Genomic DNA, 18,854 nt, shown 5'->3' with positions numbered 1-18,854 from the left:
TGCACCTCACATTTTTTATGGATAAAGAGTCCCGGCTATGAAATCAATCTCGCTCTCTCGCAATGTAAACGTCGAAAGTATCCAAGGAAATGGTGTACTGCTTGTCAATGGCACGCCAATGACAGTGACCGAAGGTACGTCCTTTCCGTCTGGAACCGAGCTGGTTCTGCCAGATAACAGTGAGGCTGTTATTGTACTCAGCGACGGAACGTTACTCGCCGTTGAGGCTCAGGGAGAGCAGCCCGGCGCCGTGCTCGATGGATTGCCGCAAGATGTTCAAGATGAAATAGCCGAGATTCAGCAACAAATCCTTGATGGTGAAGGCGAGATCACCATTGAAGATGACCAAGCGACCGCCGCTGGTGGTGACGCTGCAGCCGGCAGTGGCTCATGGAGTTATGTCAATGTTGAGCGTGATGGAAGCGAGACCATTGCAAGCTCAGGATTTGATACTGATTCGCTTGCAACCAACGACGGGGCGATTGGTAGCGATGCAGAAGGAGGAGCGGGTCTTGCGATTGACACCACCGCTCCCGGAATCCCTGGCGTGACCATTGTTAATGATGCTAACAACGATGGCATTATTAGTGGACAAGAGCTTGGTGATGGGATCCAGGTATTGATCGATCTGTCCGATACCGGTGCTAATCCGGGTGATGTATTAACCATAAATGGTCAAACCTCGACGATTACCGAGCAAAATATCATAGACGGCACCGTCACCATCACACTGCCAGACACTCCTGCAGACGGAGAAACATTAACCGTAGAAGCCACCATTACCGACACCTCCGGCAACACCTCCGAGCCGGGCAGTGATCAAGCAGACATTGATACTAGCGCCGAGGCCGGCACGGTCAGCGTGAACAACATCACCGATGATAACGTGATCAATGCGCAAGAAGCGGGAGAGACCATCACGGTCTCCGGCAGCGCGAGCGGCGGCGACATCGCCGAAGGCGATACCGTTGCGATGGCCATCAACGGTGAAGACTACACCACCACCGTGGATGGCGATGGCAACTGGACTGTGGATGTAGACGGTGCAGACCTAGCAGCTGACACCGATTTTGAGGTGGTGGTGAGCTCCACGGATGACGCGGGCAATACGGTAGAGAGTATCGGCTCATCAGAACATGCGGTTGACACCCAGGCGGGTGACGACAACAGCGCGCCGACGGTCACCATCACCGAAGACGCCAACGATGATGGCGTGATCAGCAGTGACGAGCTCGATGGCCAGGTCGACGTTGAAGTCGGCTTGCCAGCCGGAGCGGTGGACGGTGACACCATCCGCGTCAGCGATGGCACCACCACCAACGAGATCGTGTTGGAGCAGAGCGACATCGACAACGGCAGCGTAGCGACCTCGTTCGATGCGCCATCGGAAGGTGAAACCCTCGAGGTGACAGCGGTGCTGGAAGACCAGTTCGGCAACACCTCGGCAGAAGGCAGCGACAGCGCCGTGCTCGACACCCAGGCGGGTGACGACAACAGCGCGCCGACGGTCACCATCACCGAAGACGCCAACGATGATGGCGTGATCAGCAGTGACGAGCTCGATGGCCAGGTCGACGTTGAAGTCGGCTTGCCAGCCGGAGCGGTGGACGGTGACACCATCCGCGTCAGCGATGGCACCACCACCAACGAGATCGTGTTGGAGCAGAGCGACATCGACAACGGCAGCGTAGCGACCTCGTTCGATGCGCCATCGGAAGGTGAAACCCTCGAGGTGACAGCGGTGCTGGAAGACCAGTTCGGCAACACCTCGGCAGAAGGCAGCGACAGCGCCGTGCTCGACACCCAGGCGGGTGACGACAACAGCGCGCCGACGGTCACCATCACCGAAGACGCCAACGATGATGGCGTGATCAGCAGTGACGAGCTCGATGGCCAGGTCGACGTTGAAGTCGGCTTGCCAGCCGGAGCGGTGGACGGTGACACCATCCGCGTCAGCGATGGCACCACCACCAACGAGATCGTGTTGGAGCAGAGCGACATCGACAACGGCAGCGTAGCGACCTCGTTCGATGCGCCATCGGAAGGTGAAACCCTCGAGGTGACAGCGGTGCTGGAAGACCAGTTCGGCAACACCTCGGCAGAAGGCAGCGACAGCGCCGTGCTCGACACCCAGGCGGGTGACGACAACAGCGCGCCGACGGTCACCATCACCGAAGACGCCAACGATGATGGCGTGATCAGCAGTGACGAGCTCGATGGCCAGGTCGACGTTGAAGTCGGCTTGCCAGCCGGAGCGGTGGACGGTGACACCATCCGCGTCAGCGATGGCACCACCACCAACGAGATCGTGTTGGAGCAGAGCGACATCGACAACGGCAGCGTAGCGACCTCGTTCGATGCGCCATCGGAAGGTGAAACCCTCGAGGTGACAGCGGTGCTGGAAGACCAGTTCGGCAACACCTCGGCAGAAGGCAGCGACAGCGCCGTGCTCGACACCCAGGCGGGTGACGACAACAGCGCGCCGACGGTCACCATCACCGAAGACGCCAACGATGATGGCGTGATCAGCAGTGACGAGCTCGATGGCCAGGTCGACGTTGAAGTCGGCTTGCCAGCCGGAGCGGTGGACGGTGACACCATCCGCGTCAGCGATGGCACCACCACCAACGAGATCGTGTTGGAGCAGAGCGACATCGACAACGGCAGCGTAGCGACCTCGTTCGATGCGCCATCGGAAGGTGAAACCCTCGAGGTGACAGCGGTGCTGGAAGACCAGTTCGGCAACACCTCGGCAGAAGGCAGCGACAGCGCCGTGCTCGACACCCAGGCGGGTGACGACAACAGCGCGCCGACGGTCACCATCACCGAAGACGCCAACGATGATGGCGTGATCAGCAGTGACGAGCTCGATGGCCAGGTCGACGTTGAAGTCGGCTTGCCAGCCGGAGCGGTGGACGGTGACACCATCCGCGTCAGCGATGGCACCACCACCAACGAGATCGTGTTGGAGCAGAGCGACATCGACAACGGCAGCGTAGCGACCTCGTTCGATGCGCCATCGGAAGGTGAAACCCTCGAGGTGACAGCGGTGCTGGAAGACCAGTTCGGCAACACCTCGGCAGAAGGCAGCGACAGCGCCGTGCTCGACACCCAGGCGGGTGACGACAACAGCGCGCCGACGGTCACCATCACCGAAGACGCCAACGATGATGGCGTGATCAGCAGTGACGAGCTCGATGGCCAGGTCGACGTTGAAGTCGGCTTGCCAGCCGGAGCGGTGGACGGTGACACCATCCGCGTCAGCGATGGCACCACCACCAACGAGATCGTGTTGGAGCAGAGCGACATCGACAACGGCAGCGTAGCGACCTCGTTCGATGCGCCATCGGAAGGTGAAACCCTCGAGGTGACAGCGGTGCTGGAAGACCAGTTCGGCAACACCTCGGCAGAAGGCAGCGACAGCGCCGTGCTCGACACCCAGGCGGGTGACGACAACAGCGCGCCGACGGTCACCATCACCGAAGACGCCAACGATGATGGCGTGATCAGCAGTGACGAGCTCGATGGCCAGGTCGACGTTGAAGTCGGCTTGCCAGCCGGAGCGGTGGACGGTGACACCATCCGCGTCAGCGATGGCACCACCACCAACGAGATCGTGTTGGAGCAGAGCGACATCGACAACGGCAGCGTAGCGACCTCGTTCGATGCGCCATCGGAAGGTGAAACCCTCGAGGTGACAGCGGTGCTGGAAGACCAGTTCGGCAACACCTCGGCAGAAGGCAGCGACAGCGCCGTGCTCGACACCCAGGCGGGTGACGACAACAGCGCGCCGACGGTCACCATCACCGAAGACGCCAACGATGATGGCGTGATCAGCAGTGACGAGCTCGATGGCCAGGTCGACGTTGAAGTCGGCTTGCCAGCCGGAGCGGTGGACGGTGACACCATCCGCGTCAGCGATGGCACCACCACCAACGAGATCGTGTTGGAGCAGAGCGACATCGACAACGGCAGCGTAGCGACCTCGTTCGATGCGCCATCGGAAGGTGAAACCCTCGAGGTGACAGCGGTGCTGGAAGACCAGTTCGGCAACACCTCGGCAGAAGGCAGCGACAGCGCCGTGCTCGACACCCAGGCGGGTGACGACAACAGCGCGCCGACGGTCACCATCACCGAAGACGCCAACGATGATGGCGTGATCAGCAGTGACGAGCTCGATGGCCAGGTCGACGTTGAAGTCGGCTTGCCAGCCGGAGCGGTGGACGGTGACACCATCCGCGTCAGCGATGGCACCACCACCAACGAGATCGTGTTGGAGCAGAGCGACATCGACAACGGCAGCGTAGCGACCTCGTTCGATGCGCCATCGGAAGGTGAAACCCTCGAGGTGACAGCGGTGCTGGAAGACCAGTTCGGCAACACCTCGGCAGAAGGCAGCGACAGCGCCGTGCTCGACACCCAGGCGGGTGACGACAACAGCGCGCCGACGGTCACCATCACCGAAGACGCCAACGATGATGGCGTGATCAGCAGTGACGAGCTCGATGGCCAGGTCGACGTTGAAGTCGGCTTGCCAGCCGGAGCGGTGGACGGTGACACCATCCGCGTCAGCGATGGCACCACCACCAACGAGATCGTGTTGGAGCAGAGCGACATCGACAACGGCAGCGTAGCGACCTCGTTCGATGCGCCATCGGAAGGTGAAACCCTCGAGGTGACAGCGGTGCTGGAAGACCAGTTCGGCAACACCTCGGCAGAAGGCAGCGACAGCGCCGTGCTCGACACCCAGGCGGGTGACGACAACAGCGCGCCGACGGTCACCATCACCGAAGACGCCAACGATGATGGCGTGATCAGCAGTGACGAGCTCGATGGCCAGGTCGACGTTGAAGTCGGCTTGCCAGCCGGAGCGGTGGACGGTGACACCATCCGCGTCAGCGATGGCACCACCACCAACGAGATCGTGTTGGAGCAGAGCGACATCGACAACGGCAGCGTAGCGACCTCGTTCGATGCGCCATCGGAAGGTGAAACCCTCGAGGTGACAGCGGTGCTGGAAGACCAGTTCGGCAACACCTCGGCAGAAGGCAGCGACAGCGCCGTGCTCGACACCCAGGCGGGTGACGACAACAGCGCGCCGACGGTCACCATCACCGAAGACGCCAACGATGATGGCGTGATCAGCAGTGACGAGCTCGATGGCCAGGTCGACGTTGAAGTCGGCTTGCCAGCCGGAGCGGTGGACGGTGACACCATCCGCGTCAGCGATGGCACCACCACCAACGAGATCGTGTTGGAGCAGAGCGACATCGACAACGGCAGCGTAGCGACCTCGTTCGATGCGCCATCGGAAGGTGAAACCCTCGAGGTGACAGCGGTGCTGGAAGACCAGTTCGGCAACACCTCGGCAGAAGGCAGCGACAGCGCCGTGCTCGACACCCAGGCGGGTGACGACAACAGCGCGCCGACGGTCACCATCACCGAAGACGCCAACGATGATGGCGTGATCAGCAGTGACGAGCTCGATGGCCAGGTCGACGTTGAAGTCGGCTTGCCAGCCGGAGCGGTGGACGGTGACACCATCCGCGTCAGCGATGGCACCACCACCAACGAGATCGTGTTGGAGCAGAGCGACATCGACAACGGCAGCGTAGCGACCTCGTTCGATGCGCCATCGGAAGGTGAAACCCTCGAGGTGACAGCGGTGCTGGAAGACCAGTTCGGCAACACCTCGGCAGAAGGCAGCGACAGCGCCGTGCTCGACACCCAGGCGGGTGACGACAACAGCGCGCCGACGGTCACCATCACCGAAGACGCCAACGATGATGGCGTGATCAGCAGTGACGAGCTCGATGGCCAGGTCGACGTTGAAGTCGGCTTGCCAGCCGGAGCGGTGGACGGTGACACCATCCGCGTCAGCGATGGCACCACCACCAACGAGATCGTGTTGGAGCAGAGCGACATCGACAACGGCAGCGTAGCGACCTCGTTCGATGCGCCATCGGAAGGTGAAACCCTCGAGGTGACAGCGGTGCTGGAAGACCAGTTCGGCAACACCTCGGCAGAAGGCAGCGACAGCGCCGTGCTCGACACCCAGGCGGGTGACGACAACAGCGCGCCGACGGTCACCATCACCGAAGACGCCAACGATGATGGCGTGATCAGCAGTGACGAGCTCGATGGCCAGGTCGACGTTGAAGTCGGCTTGCCAGCCGGAGCGGTGGACGGTGACACCATCCGCGTCAGCGATGGCACCACCACCAACGAGATCGTGTTGGAGCAGAGCGACATCGACAACGGCAGCGTAGCGACCTCGTTCGATGCGCCATCGGAAGGTGAAACCCTCGAGGTGACAGCGGTGCTGGAAGACCAGTTCGGCAACACCTCGGCAGAAGGCAGCGACAGCGCCGTGCTCGACACCCAGGCGGGTGACGACAACAGCGCGCCGACGGTCACCATCACCGAAGACGCCAACGATGATGGCGTGATCAGCAGTGACGAGCTCGATGGCCAGGTCGACGTTGAAGTCGGCTTGCCAGCCGGAGCGGTGGACGGTGACACCATCCGCGTCAGCGATGGCACCACCACCAACGAGATCGTGTTGGAGCAGAGCGACATCGACAACGGCAGCGTAGCGACCTCGTTCGATGCGCCATCGGAAGGTGAAACCCTCGAGGTGACAGCGGTGCTGGAAGACCAGTTCGGCAACACCTCGGCAGAAGGCAGCGACAGCGCCGTGCTCGACACCCAGGCGGGTGACGACAACAGCGCGCCGACGGTCACCATCACCGAAGACGCCAACGATGATGGCGTGATCAGCAGTGACGAGCTCGATGGCCAGGTCGACGTTGAAGTCGGCTTGCCAGCCGGAGCGGTGGACGGTGACACCATCCGCGTCAGCGATGGCACCACCACCAACGAGATCGTGTTGGAGCAGAGCGACATCGACAACGGCAGCGTAGCGACCTCGTTCGATGCGCCATCGGAAGGTGAAACCCTCGAGGTGACAGCGGTGCTGGAAGACCAGTTCGGCAACACCTCGGCAGAAGGCAGCGACAGCGCCGTGCTCGACACCCAGGCGGGTGACGACAACAGCGCGCCGACGGTCACCATCACCGAAGACGCCAACGATGATGGCGTGATCAGCAGTGACGAGCTCGATGGCCAGGTCGACGTTGAAGTCGGCTTGCCAGCCGGAGCGGTGGACGGTGACACCATCCGCGTCAGCGATGGCACCACCACCAACGAGATCGTGTTGGAGCAGAGCGACATCGACAACGGCAGCGTAGCGACCTCGTTCGATGCGCCATCGGAAGGTGAAACCCTCGAGGTGACAGCGGTGCTGGAAGACCAGTTCGGCAACACCTCGGCAGAAGGCAGCGACAGCGCCGTGCTCGACACCCAGGCGGGTGACGACAACAGCGCGCCGACGGTCACCATCACCGAAGACGCCAACGATGATGGCGTGATCAGCAGTGACGAGCTCGATGGCCAGGTCGACGTTGAAGTCGGCTTGCCAGCCGGAGCGGTGGACGGTGACACCATCCGCGTCAGCGATGGCACCACCACCAACGAGATCGTGTTGGAGCAGAGCGACATCGACAACGGCAGCGTAGCGACCTCGTTCGATGCGCCATCGGAAGGTGAAACCCTCGAGGTGACAGCGGTGCTGGAAGACCAGTTCGGCAACACCTCGGCAGAAGGCAGCGACAGCGCCGTGCTCGACACCCAGGCGGGTGACGACAACAGCGCGCCGACGGTCACCATCACCGAAGACGCCAACGATGATGGCGTGATCAGCAGTGACGAGCTCGATGGCCAGGTCGACGTTGAAGTCGGCTTGCCAGCCGGAGCGGTGGACGGTGACACCATCCGCGTCAGCGATGGCACCACCACCAACGAGATCGTGTTGGAGCAGAGCGACATCGACAACGGCAGCGTAGCGACCTCGTTCGATGCGCCATCGGAAGGTGAAACCCTCGAGGTGACAGCGGTGCTGGAAGACCAGTTCGGCAACACCTCGGCAGAAGGCAGCGACAGCGCCGTGCTCGACACCCAGGCGGGTGACGACAACAGCGCGCCGACGGTCACCATCACCGAAGACGCCAACGATGATGGCGTGATCAGCAGTGACGAGCTCGATGGCCAGGTCGACGTTGAAGTCGGCTTGCCAGCCGGAGCGGTGGACGGTGACACCATCCGCGTCAGCGATGGCACCACCACCAACGAGATCGTGTTGGAGCAGAGCGACATCGACAACGGCAGCGTAGCGACCTCGTTCGATGCGCCATCGGAAGGTGAAACCCTCGAGGTGACAGCGGTGCTGGAAGACCAGTTCGGCAACACCTCGGCAGAAGGCAGCGACAGCGCCGTGCTCGACACCCAGGCGGGTGACGACAACAGCGCGCCGACGGTCACCATCACCGAAGACGCCAACGATGATGGCGTGATCAGCAGTGACGAGCTCGATGGCCAGGTCGACGTTGAAGTCGGCTTGCCAGCCGGAGCGGTGGACGGTGACACCATCCGCGTCAGCGATGGCACCACCACCAACGAGATCGTGTTGGAGCAGAGCGACATCGACAACGGCAGCGTAGCGACCTCGTTCGATGCGCCATCGGAAGGTGAAACCCTCGAGGTGACAGCGGTGCTGGAAGACCAGTTCGGCAACACCTCGGCAGAAGGCAGCGACAGCGCCGTGCTCGACACCCAGGCGGGTGACGACAACAGCGCGCCGACGGTCACCATCACCGAAGACGCCAACGATGATGGCGTGATCAGCAGTGACGAGCTCGATGGCCAGGTCGACGTTGAAGTCGGCTTGCCAGCCGGAGCGGTGGACGGTGACACCATCCGCGTCAGCGATGGCACCACCACCAACGAGATCGTGTTGGAGCAGAGCGACATCGACAACGGCAGCGTAGCGACCTCGTTCGATGCGCCATCGGAAGGTGAAACCCTCGAGGTGACAGCGGTGCTGGAAGACCAGTTCGGCAACACCTCGGCAGAAGGCAGCGACAGCGCCGTGCTCGACACCCAGGCGGGTGACGACAACAGCGCGCCGACGGTCACCATCACCGAAGACGCCAACGATGATGGCGTGATCAGCAGTGACGAGCTCGATGGCCAGGTCGACGTTGAAGTCGGCTTGCCAGCCGGAGCGGTGGACGGTGACACCATCCGCGTCAGCGATGGCACCACCACCAACGAGATCGTGTTGGAGCAGAGCGACATCGACAACGGCAGCGTAGCGACCTCGTTCGATGCGCCATCGGAAGGTGAAACCCTCGAGGTGACAGCGGTGCTGGAAGACCAGTTCGGCAACACCTCGGCAGAAGGCAGCGACAGCGCCGTGCTCGACACCCAGGCGGGTGACGACAACAGCGCGCCGACGGTCACCATCACCGAAGACGCCAACGATGATGGCGTGATCAGCAGTGACGAGCTCGATGGCCAGGTCGACGTTGAAGTCGGCTTGCCAGCCGGAGCGGTGGACGGTGACACCATCCGCGTCAGCGATGGCACCACCACCAACGAGATCGTGTTGGAGCAGAGCGACATCGACAACGGCAGCGTAGCGACCTCGTTCGATGCGCCATCGGAAGGTGAAACCCTCGAGGTGACAGCGGTGCTGGAAGACCAGTTCGGCAACACCTCGGCAGAAGGCAGCGACAGCGCCGTGCTCGACACCCAGGCGGGTGACGACAACAGCGCGCCGACGGTCACCATCACCGAAGACGCCAACGATGATGGCGTGATCAGCAGTGACGAGCTCGATGGCCAGGTCGACGTTGAAGTCGGCTTGCCAGCCGGAGCGGTGGACGGTGACACCATCCGCGTCAGCGATGGCACCACCACCAACGAGATCGTGTTGGAGCAGAGCGACATCGACAACGGCAGCGTAGCGACCTCGTTCGATGCGCCATCGGAAGGTGAAACCCTCGAGGTGACAGCGGTGCTGGAAGACCAGTTCGGCAACACCTCGGCAGAAGGCAGCGACAGCGCCGTGCTCGACACCCAGGCGGGTGACGACAACAGCGCGCCGACGGTCACCATCACCGAAGACGCCAACGATGATGGCGTGATCAGCAGTGACGAGCTCGATGGCCAGGTCGACGTTGAAGTCGGCTTGCCAGCCGGAGCGGTGGACGGTGACACCATCCGCGTCAGCGATGGCACCACCACCAACGAGATCGTGTTGGAGCAGAGCGACATCGACAACGGCAGCGTAGCGACCTCGTTCGATGCGCCATCGGAAGGTGAAACCCTCGAGGTGACAGCGGTGCTGGAAGACCAGTTCGGCAACACCTCGGCAGAAGGCAGCGACAGCGCCGTGCTCGACACCCAGGCGGGTGACGACAACAGCGCGCCGACGGTCACCATCACCGAAGACGCCAACGATGATGGCGTGATCAGCAGTGACGAGCTCGATGGCCAGGTCGACGTTGAAGTCGGCTTGCCAGCCGGAGCGGTGGACGGTGACACCATCCGCGTCAGCGATGGCACCACCACCAACGAGATCGTGTTGGAGCAGAGCGACATCGACAACGGCAGCGTAGCGACCTCGTTCGATGCGCCATCGGAAGGTGAAACCCTCGAGGTGACAGCGGTGCTGGAAGACCAGTTCGGCAACACCTCGGCAGAAGGCAGCGACAGCGCCGTGCTCGACACCCAGGCGGGTGACGACAACAGCGCGCCGACGGTCACCATCACCGAAGACGCCAACGATGATGGCGTGATCAGCAGTGACGAGCTCGATGGCCAGGTCGACGTTGAAGTCGGCTTGCCAGCCGGAGCGGTGGACGGTGACACCATCCGCGTCAGCGATGGCACCACCACCAACGAGATCGTGTTGGAGCAGAGCGACATCGACAACGGCAGCGTAGCGACCTCGTTCGATGCGCCATCGGAAGGTGAAACCCTCGAGGTGACAGCGGTGCTGGAAGACCAGTTCGGCAACACCTCGGCAGAAGGCAGCGACAGCGCCGTGCTCGACACCCAGGCGGGTGACGACAACAGCGCGCCGACGGTCACCATCACCGAAGACGCCAACGATGATGGCGTGATCAGCAGTGACGAGCTCGATGGCCAGGTCGACGTTGAAGTCGGCTTGCCAGCCGGAGCGGTGGACGGTGACACCATCCGCGTCAGCGATGGCACCACCACCAACGAGATCGTGTTGGAGCAGAGCGACATCGACAACGGCAGCGTAGCGACCTCGTTCGATGCGCCATCGGAAGGTGAAACCCTCGAGGTGACAGCGGTGCTGGAAGACCAGTTCGGCAACACCTCGGCAGAAGGCAGCGACAGCGCCGTGCTCGACACCCAGGCGGGTGACGACAACAGCGCGCCGACGGTCACCATCACCGAAGACGCCAACGATGATGGCGTGATCAGCAGTGACGAGCTCGATGGCCAGGTCGACGTTGAAGTCGGCTTGCCAGCCGGAGCGGTGGACGGTGACACCATCCGCGTCAGCGATGGCACCACCACCAACGAGATCGTGTTGGAGCAGAGCGACATCGACAACGGCAGCGTAGCGACCTCGTTCGATGCGCCATCGGAAGGTGAAACCCTCGAGGTGACAGCGGTGCTGGAAGACCAGTTCGGCAACACCTCGGCAGAAGGCAGCGACAGCGCCGTGCTCGACACCCAGGCGGGTGACGACAACAGCGCGCCGACGGTCACCATCACCGAAGACGCCAACGATGATGGCGTGATCAGCAGTGACGAGCTCGATGGCCAGGTCGACGTTGAAGTCGGCTTGCCAGCCGGAGCGGTGGACGGTGACACCATCCGCGTCAGCGATGGCACCACCACCAACGAGATCGTGTTGGAGCAGAGCGACATCGACAACGGCAGCGTAGCGACCTCGTTCGATGCGCCATCGGAAGGTGAAACCCTCGAGGTGACAGCGGTGCTGGAAGACCAGTTCGGCAACACCTCGGCAGAAGGCAGCGACAGCGCCGTGCTCGACACCCAGGCGGGTGACGACAACAGCGCGCCGACGGTCACCATCACCGAAGACGCCAACGATGATGGCGTGATCAGCAGTGACGAGCTCGATGGCCAGGTCGACGTTGAAGTCGGCTTGCCAGCCGGAGCGGTGGACGGTGACACCATCCGCGTCAGCGATGGCACCACCACCAACGAGATCGTGTTGGAGCAGAGCGACATCGACAACGGCAGCGTAGCGACCTCGTTCGATGCGCCATCGGAAGGTGAAACCCTCGAGGTGACAGCGGTGCTGGAAGACCAGTTCGGCAACACCTCGGCAGAAGGCAGCGACAGCGCCGTGCTCGACACCCAGGCGGGTGACGACAACAGCGCGCCGACGGTCACCATCACCGAAGACGCCAACGATGATGGCGTGATCAGCAGTGACGAGCTCGATGGCCAGGTCGACGTTGAAGTCGGCTTGCCAGCCGGAGCGGTGGACGGTGACACCATCCGCGTCAGCGATGGCACCACCACCAACGAGATCGTGTTGGAGCAGAGCGACATCGACAACGGCAGCGTAGCGACCTCGTTCGATGCGCCATCGGAAGGTGAAACCCTCGAGGTGACAGCGGTGCTGGAAGACCAGTTCGGCAACACCTCGGCAGAAGGCAGCGACAGCGCCGTGCTCGACACCCAGGCGGGTGACGACAACAGCGCGCCGACGGTCACCATCACCGAAGACGCCAACGATGATGGCGTGATCAGCAGTGACGAGCTCGATGGCCAGGTCGACGTTGAAGTCGGCTTGCCAGCCGGAGCGGTGGACGGTGACACCATCCGCGTCAGCGATGGCACCACCACCAACGAGATCGTGTTGGAGCAGAGCGACATCGACAACGGCAGCGTAGCGACCTCGTTCGATGCGCCATCGGAAGGTGAAACCCTCGAGGTGACAGCGGTGCTGGAAGACCAGTTCGGCAACACCTCGGCAGAAGGCAGCGACAGCGCCGTGCTCGACACCCAGGCGGGTGACGACAACAGCGCGCCGACGGTCACCATCACCGAAGACGCCAACGATGATGGCGTGATCAGCAGTGACGAGCTCGATGGCCAGGTCGACGTTGAAGTCGGCTTGCCAGCCGGAGCGGTGGACGGTGACACCATCCGCGTCAGCGATGGCACCACCACCAACGAGATCGTGTTGGAGCAGAGCGACATCGACAACGGCAGCGTAGCGACCTCGTTCGATGCGCCATCGGAAGGTGAAACCCTCGAGGTGACAGCGGTGCTGGAAGACCAGTTCGGCAACACCTCGGCAGAAGGCAGCGACAGCGCCGTGCTCGACACCCAGGCGGGTGACGACAACAGCGCGCCGACGGTCACCATCACCGAAGACGCCAACGATGATGGCGTGATCAGCAGTGACGAGCTCGATGGCCAGGTCGACGTTGAAGTCGGCTTGCCAGCCGGAGCGGTGGACGGTGACACCATCCGCGTCAGCGATGGCACCACCACCAACGAGATCGTGTTGGAGCAGAGCGACATCGACAACGGCAGCGTAGCGACCTCGTTCGATGCGCCATCGGAAGGTGAAACCCTCGAGGTGACAGCGGTGCTGGAAGACCAGTTCGGCAACACCTCGGCAGAAGGCAGCGACAGCGCCGTGCTCGACACCCAGGCGGGTGACGACAACAGCGCGCCGACGGTCACCATCACCGAAGACGCCAACGATGATGGCGTGATCAGCAGTGACGAGCTCGATGGCCAGGTCGACGTTGAAGTCGGCTTGCCAGCCGGAGCGGTGGACGGTGACACCATCCGCGTCAGCGATGGCACCACCACCAACGAGATCGTGTTGGAGCAGAGCGACATCGACAACGGCAGCGTAGCGACCTCGTTCGATGCGCCATCGGAAGGTGAAACCCTCGAGGTGACAGCGGTGCTGGAAGACCAGTTCGGCAACACCTCGGCAGAAGGCAGCGACAGCGCCGTGCTCGACACCCAGGCGGGTGACGACAACAGCGCGCCGACGGTCACCATCACCGAAGACGCCAACGATGATGGCGTGATCAGCAGTGACGAGCTCGATGGCCAGGTCGACGTTGAAGTCGGCTTGCCAGCCGGAGCGGTGGACGGTGACACCATCCGCGTCAGCGATGGCACCACCACCAACGAGATCGTGTTGGAGCAGAGCGACATCGACAACGGCAGCGTAGCGACCTCGTTCGATGCGCCATCGGAAGGTGAAACCCTCGAGGTGACAGCGGTGCTGGAAGACCAGTTCGGCAACACCTCGGCAGAAGGCAGCGACAGCGCCGTGCTCGACACCCAGGCGGGTGACGACAACAGCGCGCCGACGGTCACCATCACCGAAGACGCCAACGATGATGGCGTGATCAGCAGTGACGAGCTCGATGGCCAGGTCGACGTTGAAGTCGGCTTGCCAGCCGGAGCGGTGGACGGTGACACCATCCGCGTCAGCGATGGCACCACCACCAACGAGATCGTGTTGGAGCAGAGCGACATCGACAACGGCAGCGTAGCGACCTCGTTCGATGCGCCATCGGAAGGTGAAACCCTCGAGGTGACAGCGGTGCTGGAAGACCAGTTCGGCAACACCTCGGCAGAAGGCAGCGACAGCGCCGTGCTCGACACCCAGGCGGGTGACGACAACAGCGCGCCGACGGTCACCATCACCGAAGACGCCAACGATGATGGCGTGATCAGCAGTGACGAGCTCGATGGCCAGGTCGACGTTGAAGTCGGCTTGCCAGCCGGAGCGGTGGACGGTGACACCATCCGCGTCAGCGATGGCACCACCACCAACGAGATCGTGTTGGAGCAGAGCGACATCGACAACGGCAGCGTAGCGACCTCGTTCGATGCGCCATCGGAAGGTGAAACCCTCGAGGTGACAGCGGTGCTGGAAGACCAGTTCGGCAACACCTCGGCAGAAGGCAGCGACAGCGCCGTGCTCGACACCCAGGCGGGTGACGACAACAGCGCGCCGACGGTCACCATCACCGAAGACGCCAACGATGATGGCGTGATCAGCAGTGACGAGCTCGATGGCCAGGTCGACGTTGAAGTCGGCTTGCCAGCCGGAGCGGTGGACGGTGACACCATCCGCGTCAGCGATGGCACCACCACCAACGAGATCGTGTTGGAGCAGAGCGACATCGACAACGGCAGCGTAGCGACCTCGTTCGATGCGCCATCGGAAGGTGAAACCCTCGAGGTGACAGCGGTGCTGGAAGACCAGTTCGGCAACACCTCGGCAGAAGGCAGCGACAGCGCGAGAATAAACTCAGTGCCTGATTCAGAGTATGTATCTCTATCGACAAATGAAGATGTCGAATTTACTGGTAATGTGCTAAACGAAGGTAATGCAACAGATAGCGATGGTGATTCGCTCACCGTCCCTTCCTTCACCATTAACGGCGAAACCCACGCCGCTGGTCAGTCAGCCACGATCGCTGATGTCGGTGAAATTACCATTGGCGGGGATGGTGATTATACCTTTACGCCGGTAGAGCATTGGAGTGGTGACGTACCGGCTATCACCTACACCGTTCAAGATGAATATGGTGATACCACGCAAGCGACACTCAATATCAGTGTGACGCCTGTGGCTGATGCGCCTGAGTTATCAGTAGGCGAGCTTGATCTGGACTTTGTATCCACATCTCTTAACGCATCAATTTGGAATTCGGTTGATGTGGGTAGTCCAAATGGTCCCGGTCAAGGTGTGGATGCTGAGACGCTGATCAATGCCGTGAATGGCGCTGGAGAGCCAGACTCTGAGTCAACGACCAACGGTGCTTCCGTTGACTCCAGTTCGGGTCTCGATGCGAGCCAGGCCATGGTGACTTCAGGATTAATCTATCTAGAGGCAGGCAAAAGCTATAGCTTTGGCGGCTATGCGGATGATAGTGCTGCCATCGTCATTGGTGGCGAAGTGATTGCCGAGGGTCGCTGGGGTAGTCAAGGTACATCCCCAGGAGGCGAAAGCGGACCGAGCTATTTCAACGGCGAATTTACGCCATCAGAAAGTGGCTATTATTCGTTAGATGTTTATACCCACAACCAAAATGGCCCGGGCGGATTCGACATTGAAGTCGCCGTAGACGATGGCGCTGCCGTTGGCTTAAATACCGGCAACTTTGATCTTGTGCCCAATGTCGATGCCCTAGAAGACGGTGGCTTAAGTGTCAAAGATTACGAAGGCGATGGTACCGGCGGCTATTACATTATTAACGAACCGGGTGAAGGGCACGCTGGCCAACCGATTAAGTTACCACCAATCAATGCGAGCTTGGTAGATCAAGATAACTCCGAGACGCTGAGCCTCACGTTAGGCAATATTCCTGAAGGATCGACATTGTCCGACGGTAATCAGGAAGTGATTGTCGAAAATGGCTCTGTCTCTATCAAAGATTGGGATTTGTCTAATCTTTCTATCTCTGTGCCTGAACCGCATGAAGGCGAGATCAACCTGGAAGTGACGGCAACCAGCACGGAGAATGGTAATGGCGATACGGCGAGTGTTACGGAAGAGATTCCAATTTCGGTGCTGCCGATCTCTAACGGTTTGTCGGTGTCTGCTTCGTTGTCGTATTCAGGTGATAACCACTTAGCAAATGAGCTTGTCGATCACTCAGAACAGCATGGTAGTGGGTCATCTGACCAATATGATCAAATAGTTAGCGTTGATGATGGTAGCCCAGTTTCTGTTGATGTAAATGCTGGCGATGGGAATGATCTTATTGTTGGTGGCACTGGCGATGGTTCGTATGCGTTGCGTGGAAATGATGGTGATGATGTCTTTGTATCACGAAATGCGAGTGCTGCCTCAACTGCTTATTATGGAGGAAGTGGTGGTGACACTGTCTATCTCCAAGGAAACCGTGACGATTATCAAGTAGAGACTTTTCACGGTTTTAATGATGCGGTTCGCTTAGTTTACCAAAATGGGCAAACACAAAATGCCAAGCATGATCTATACAGTATCGAAACCATCTACTTTGCCGATGGTAAATATCAAGTAGATAACGGAGAGCTGACCAAAGTTGCGGATATTGTCCAACTGGACGTTGATGTGACGTTGAACGACGGCTCAGAGCACATCACATCAGTGATTATATCGGGAATGCCTGAAGGAGGCAGCGTACCAGATGGTGAGCAGCTTGATTCAGGTGACTGGCAAGTGCCGATTGATGCACTGCAGCCAAACCCAGGCTCAGATGCAGGTTTCTCTGTCACGCTTGAATTACCAGAGGGAAGTGCCCCTGATTTATCCGTGACTGTCGGTGCGACTGAAGTCGATGACAGCGGCAACCCTGTTGACTTGCCTGAGTATGCCACCACGCAACCAGGGGTCGCAGTGATTTCACCTAGCAATCCTAATAGTGATAACACGGTTGAGGGCGGCTCAGGCGATGATGTGGTGCTCGGTGATATTGGTGGGGTAGAAATTAACTCAACCGAGCCAACAAACTACAATATCGCGTTGATTGTCGATACATCAGGTAGTATGGGGTATGCATTGGAATCAGGAAGTTCTGAATCGAGACTCGATGTGCTGAAAACCTCGTTGAAGTCGATGTTGGAGAATATTTCTGATCATCCAGGCACGATTAATCTGGCATTGGTAGACTTTAACTCCTCAGCGAGCTTGAGAATTAACCTTGATGACTTTACTCAGGCAAATGATTCGTATGTCGATAGTGTGATAGATTCTCTTCAATCTGGCGGAGGAACTAACTATGAAGCTGCCTTTGACCAGGCTTCTTCATGGTTAAATACTCACTCGAACACAAATAGTGAAAATTTGTCATTCTTCCTAACAGACGGTAATCCGACGCTTTCGAATAGCAGTAATTACTCAGGAAATACGACTGAGTCCTTTGAGTTAAGGGATTCTATTGAGGCATATGAGTCACTTGCTGAGAGCTCTACTGTTCGAGCTATCGGTATTGGAAATGGAGTGAATGCCGATATCCTCAGGTTCTTTGATAACACCAATGTATCTGGTTCGGGAACCTGGAGCGACCAGTGGGGAAGTGTTAGTGCACCAACTGGGGATGTTGAAATTGTTAACACAGCCAATGATCTGAACGCTGCACTCGATGAAGGCACGAAAGAGATCAATATGCTCCCAGTCGGTGATGATGAGGTAATCGGTAATGCTGGAGACGACATTCTCTTTGGCGATGCCATCAATACCGACAACCTTCCGTGGGACGAAAATGGTCTGACACGACCAGAATCACTGCCAGATGGCTCTGGCGTCGACGCGTTAACCACATTTTTAGAGATGAAAAATGGAGCGGCACCGTCAGATCTAGAGCTGTATCAGTACATTAAAGATAACCATGCGTTGTTTAATGTCGACGGTGATACCCGCGGCGGCGACGATACTCTCGAAGGCGGAGAGGGTAATGATATCCTCTACGGCCAAGGCGGTGATGACACCCTCATTGGTGGGCGAGGTGAAGACACCTTAATCGGTGGTACCGGTAGCGATAAATTCCAGTGGTCGCTGGATGATATGCCATCTTCTACCGAAGGTGATGAATCAGAAACCGATGTCATTGTCGATTTTGATAACCAAGGTGACACGCAAGATACCCTCGCGTTTGTCGATGATTTAACTCAGCTCATTAAAGATGGGCAGGTATCTATATCATGGCAAACCACAGACAGTGGTGAGGCTGAGGGCACGCTCACTATTGGTATTGATGCCGATGGTGATAGCCAAATGGATCAGCAGATTGACATTGAAAGCTTGAGCGTCGTTACCAACGGTGGTCAGCAAGAAGTCGTGATCAACACCTTGATTGGTGGCCAAGAAGGGGAGCTAAGATTGACTCAAGGTGATGATAATGCTGAACTTTCAGTAGGAGATAGCCAAGACCTAGAAATCAAAGTGGATACGGCGGACTGGTAATCGC

The 18,854-nt window shown here is 59.7% G+C and carries 1 protein-coding gene; it reads left to right on the top strand.

Translation table 11 applies throughout. From position 1 onward, the window contains the following. Positions 1 to 37 precede the first annotated feature (37 nt). Positions 38 to 18,850 carry an Ig-like domain-containing protein gene (locus FCN78_RS10600; RefSeq protein WP_137317904.1) on the top strand — a complete coding sequence of 6,271 codons (18,813 nt, stop codon included), beginning with the start codon at positions 38 to 40 and terminating at the stop codon, positions 18,848 to 18,850. The last annotated feature ends 4 nt before the right edge of the window (positions 18,851 to 18,854 follow it).

The organism is Salinivibrio kushneri, from assembly GCF_005280275.1.
GTDB lineage: Bacteria > Pseudomonadota > Gammaproteobacteria > Enterobacterales > Vibrionaceae > Salinivibrio > Salinivibrio kushneri.
Note: the sequence above shows the minus strand (reverse complement) of the source record. Positions and strands in the feature narration are given on the sequence as shown.

Coding starts and splice junctions, on each gene's coding strand:
- FCN78_RS10600 (WP_137317904.1), top strand. CDS start 38: ATGAAATCAATCTCGCTCTCTCGCAATGTAAACGTCGAAAGTATCCAA.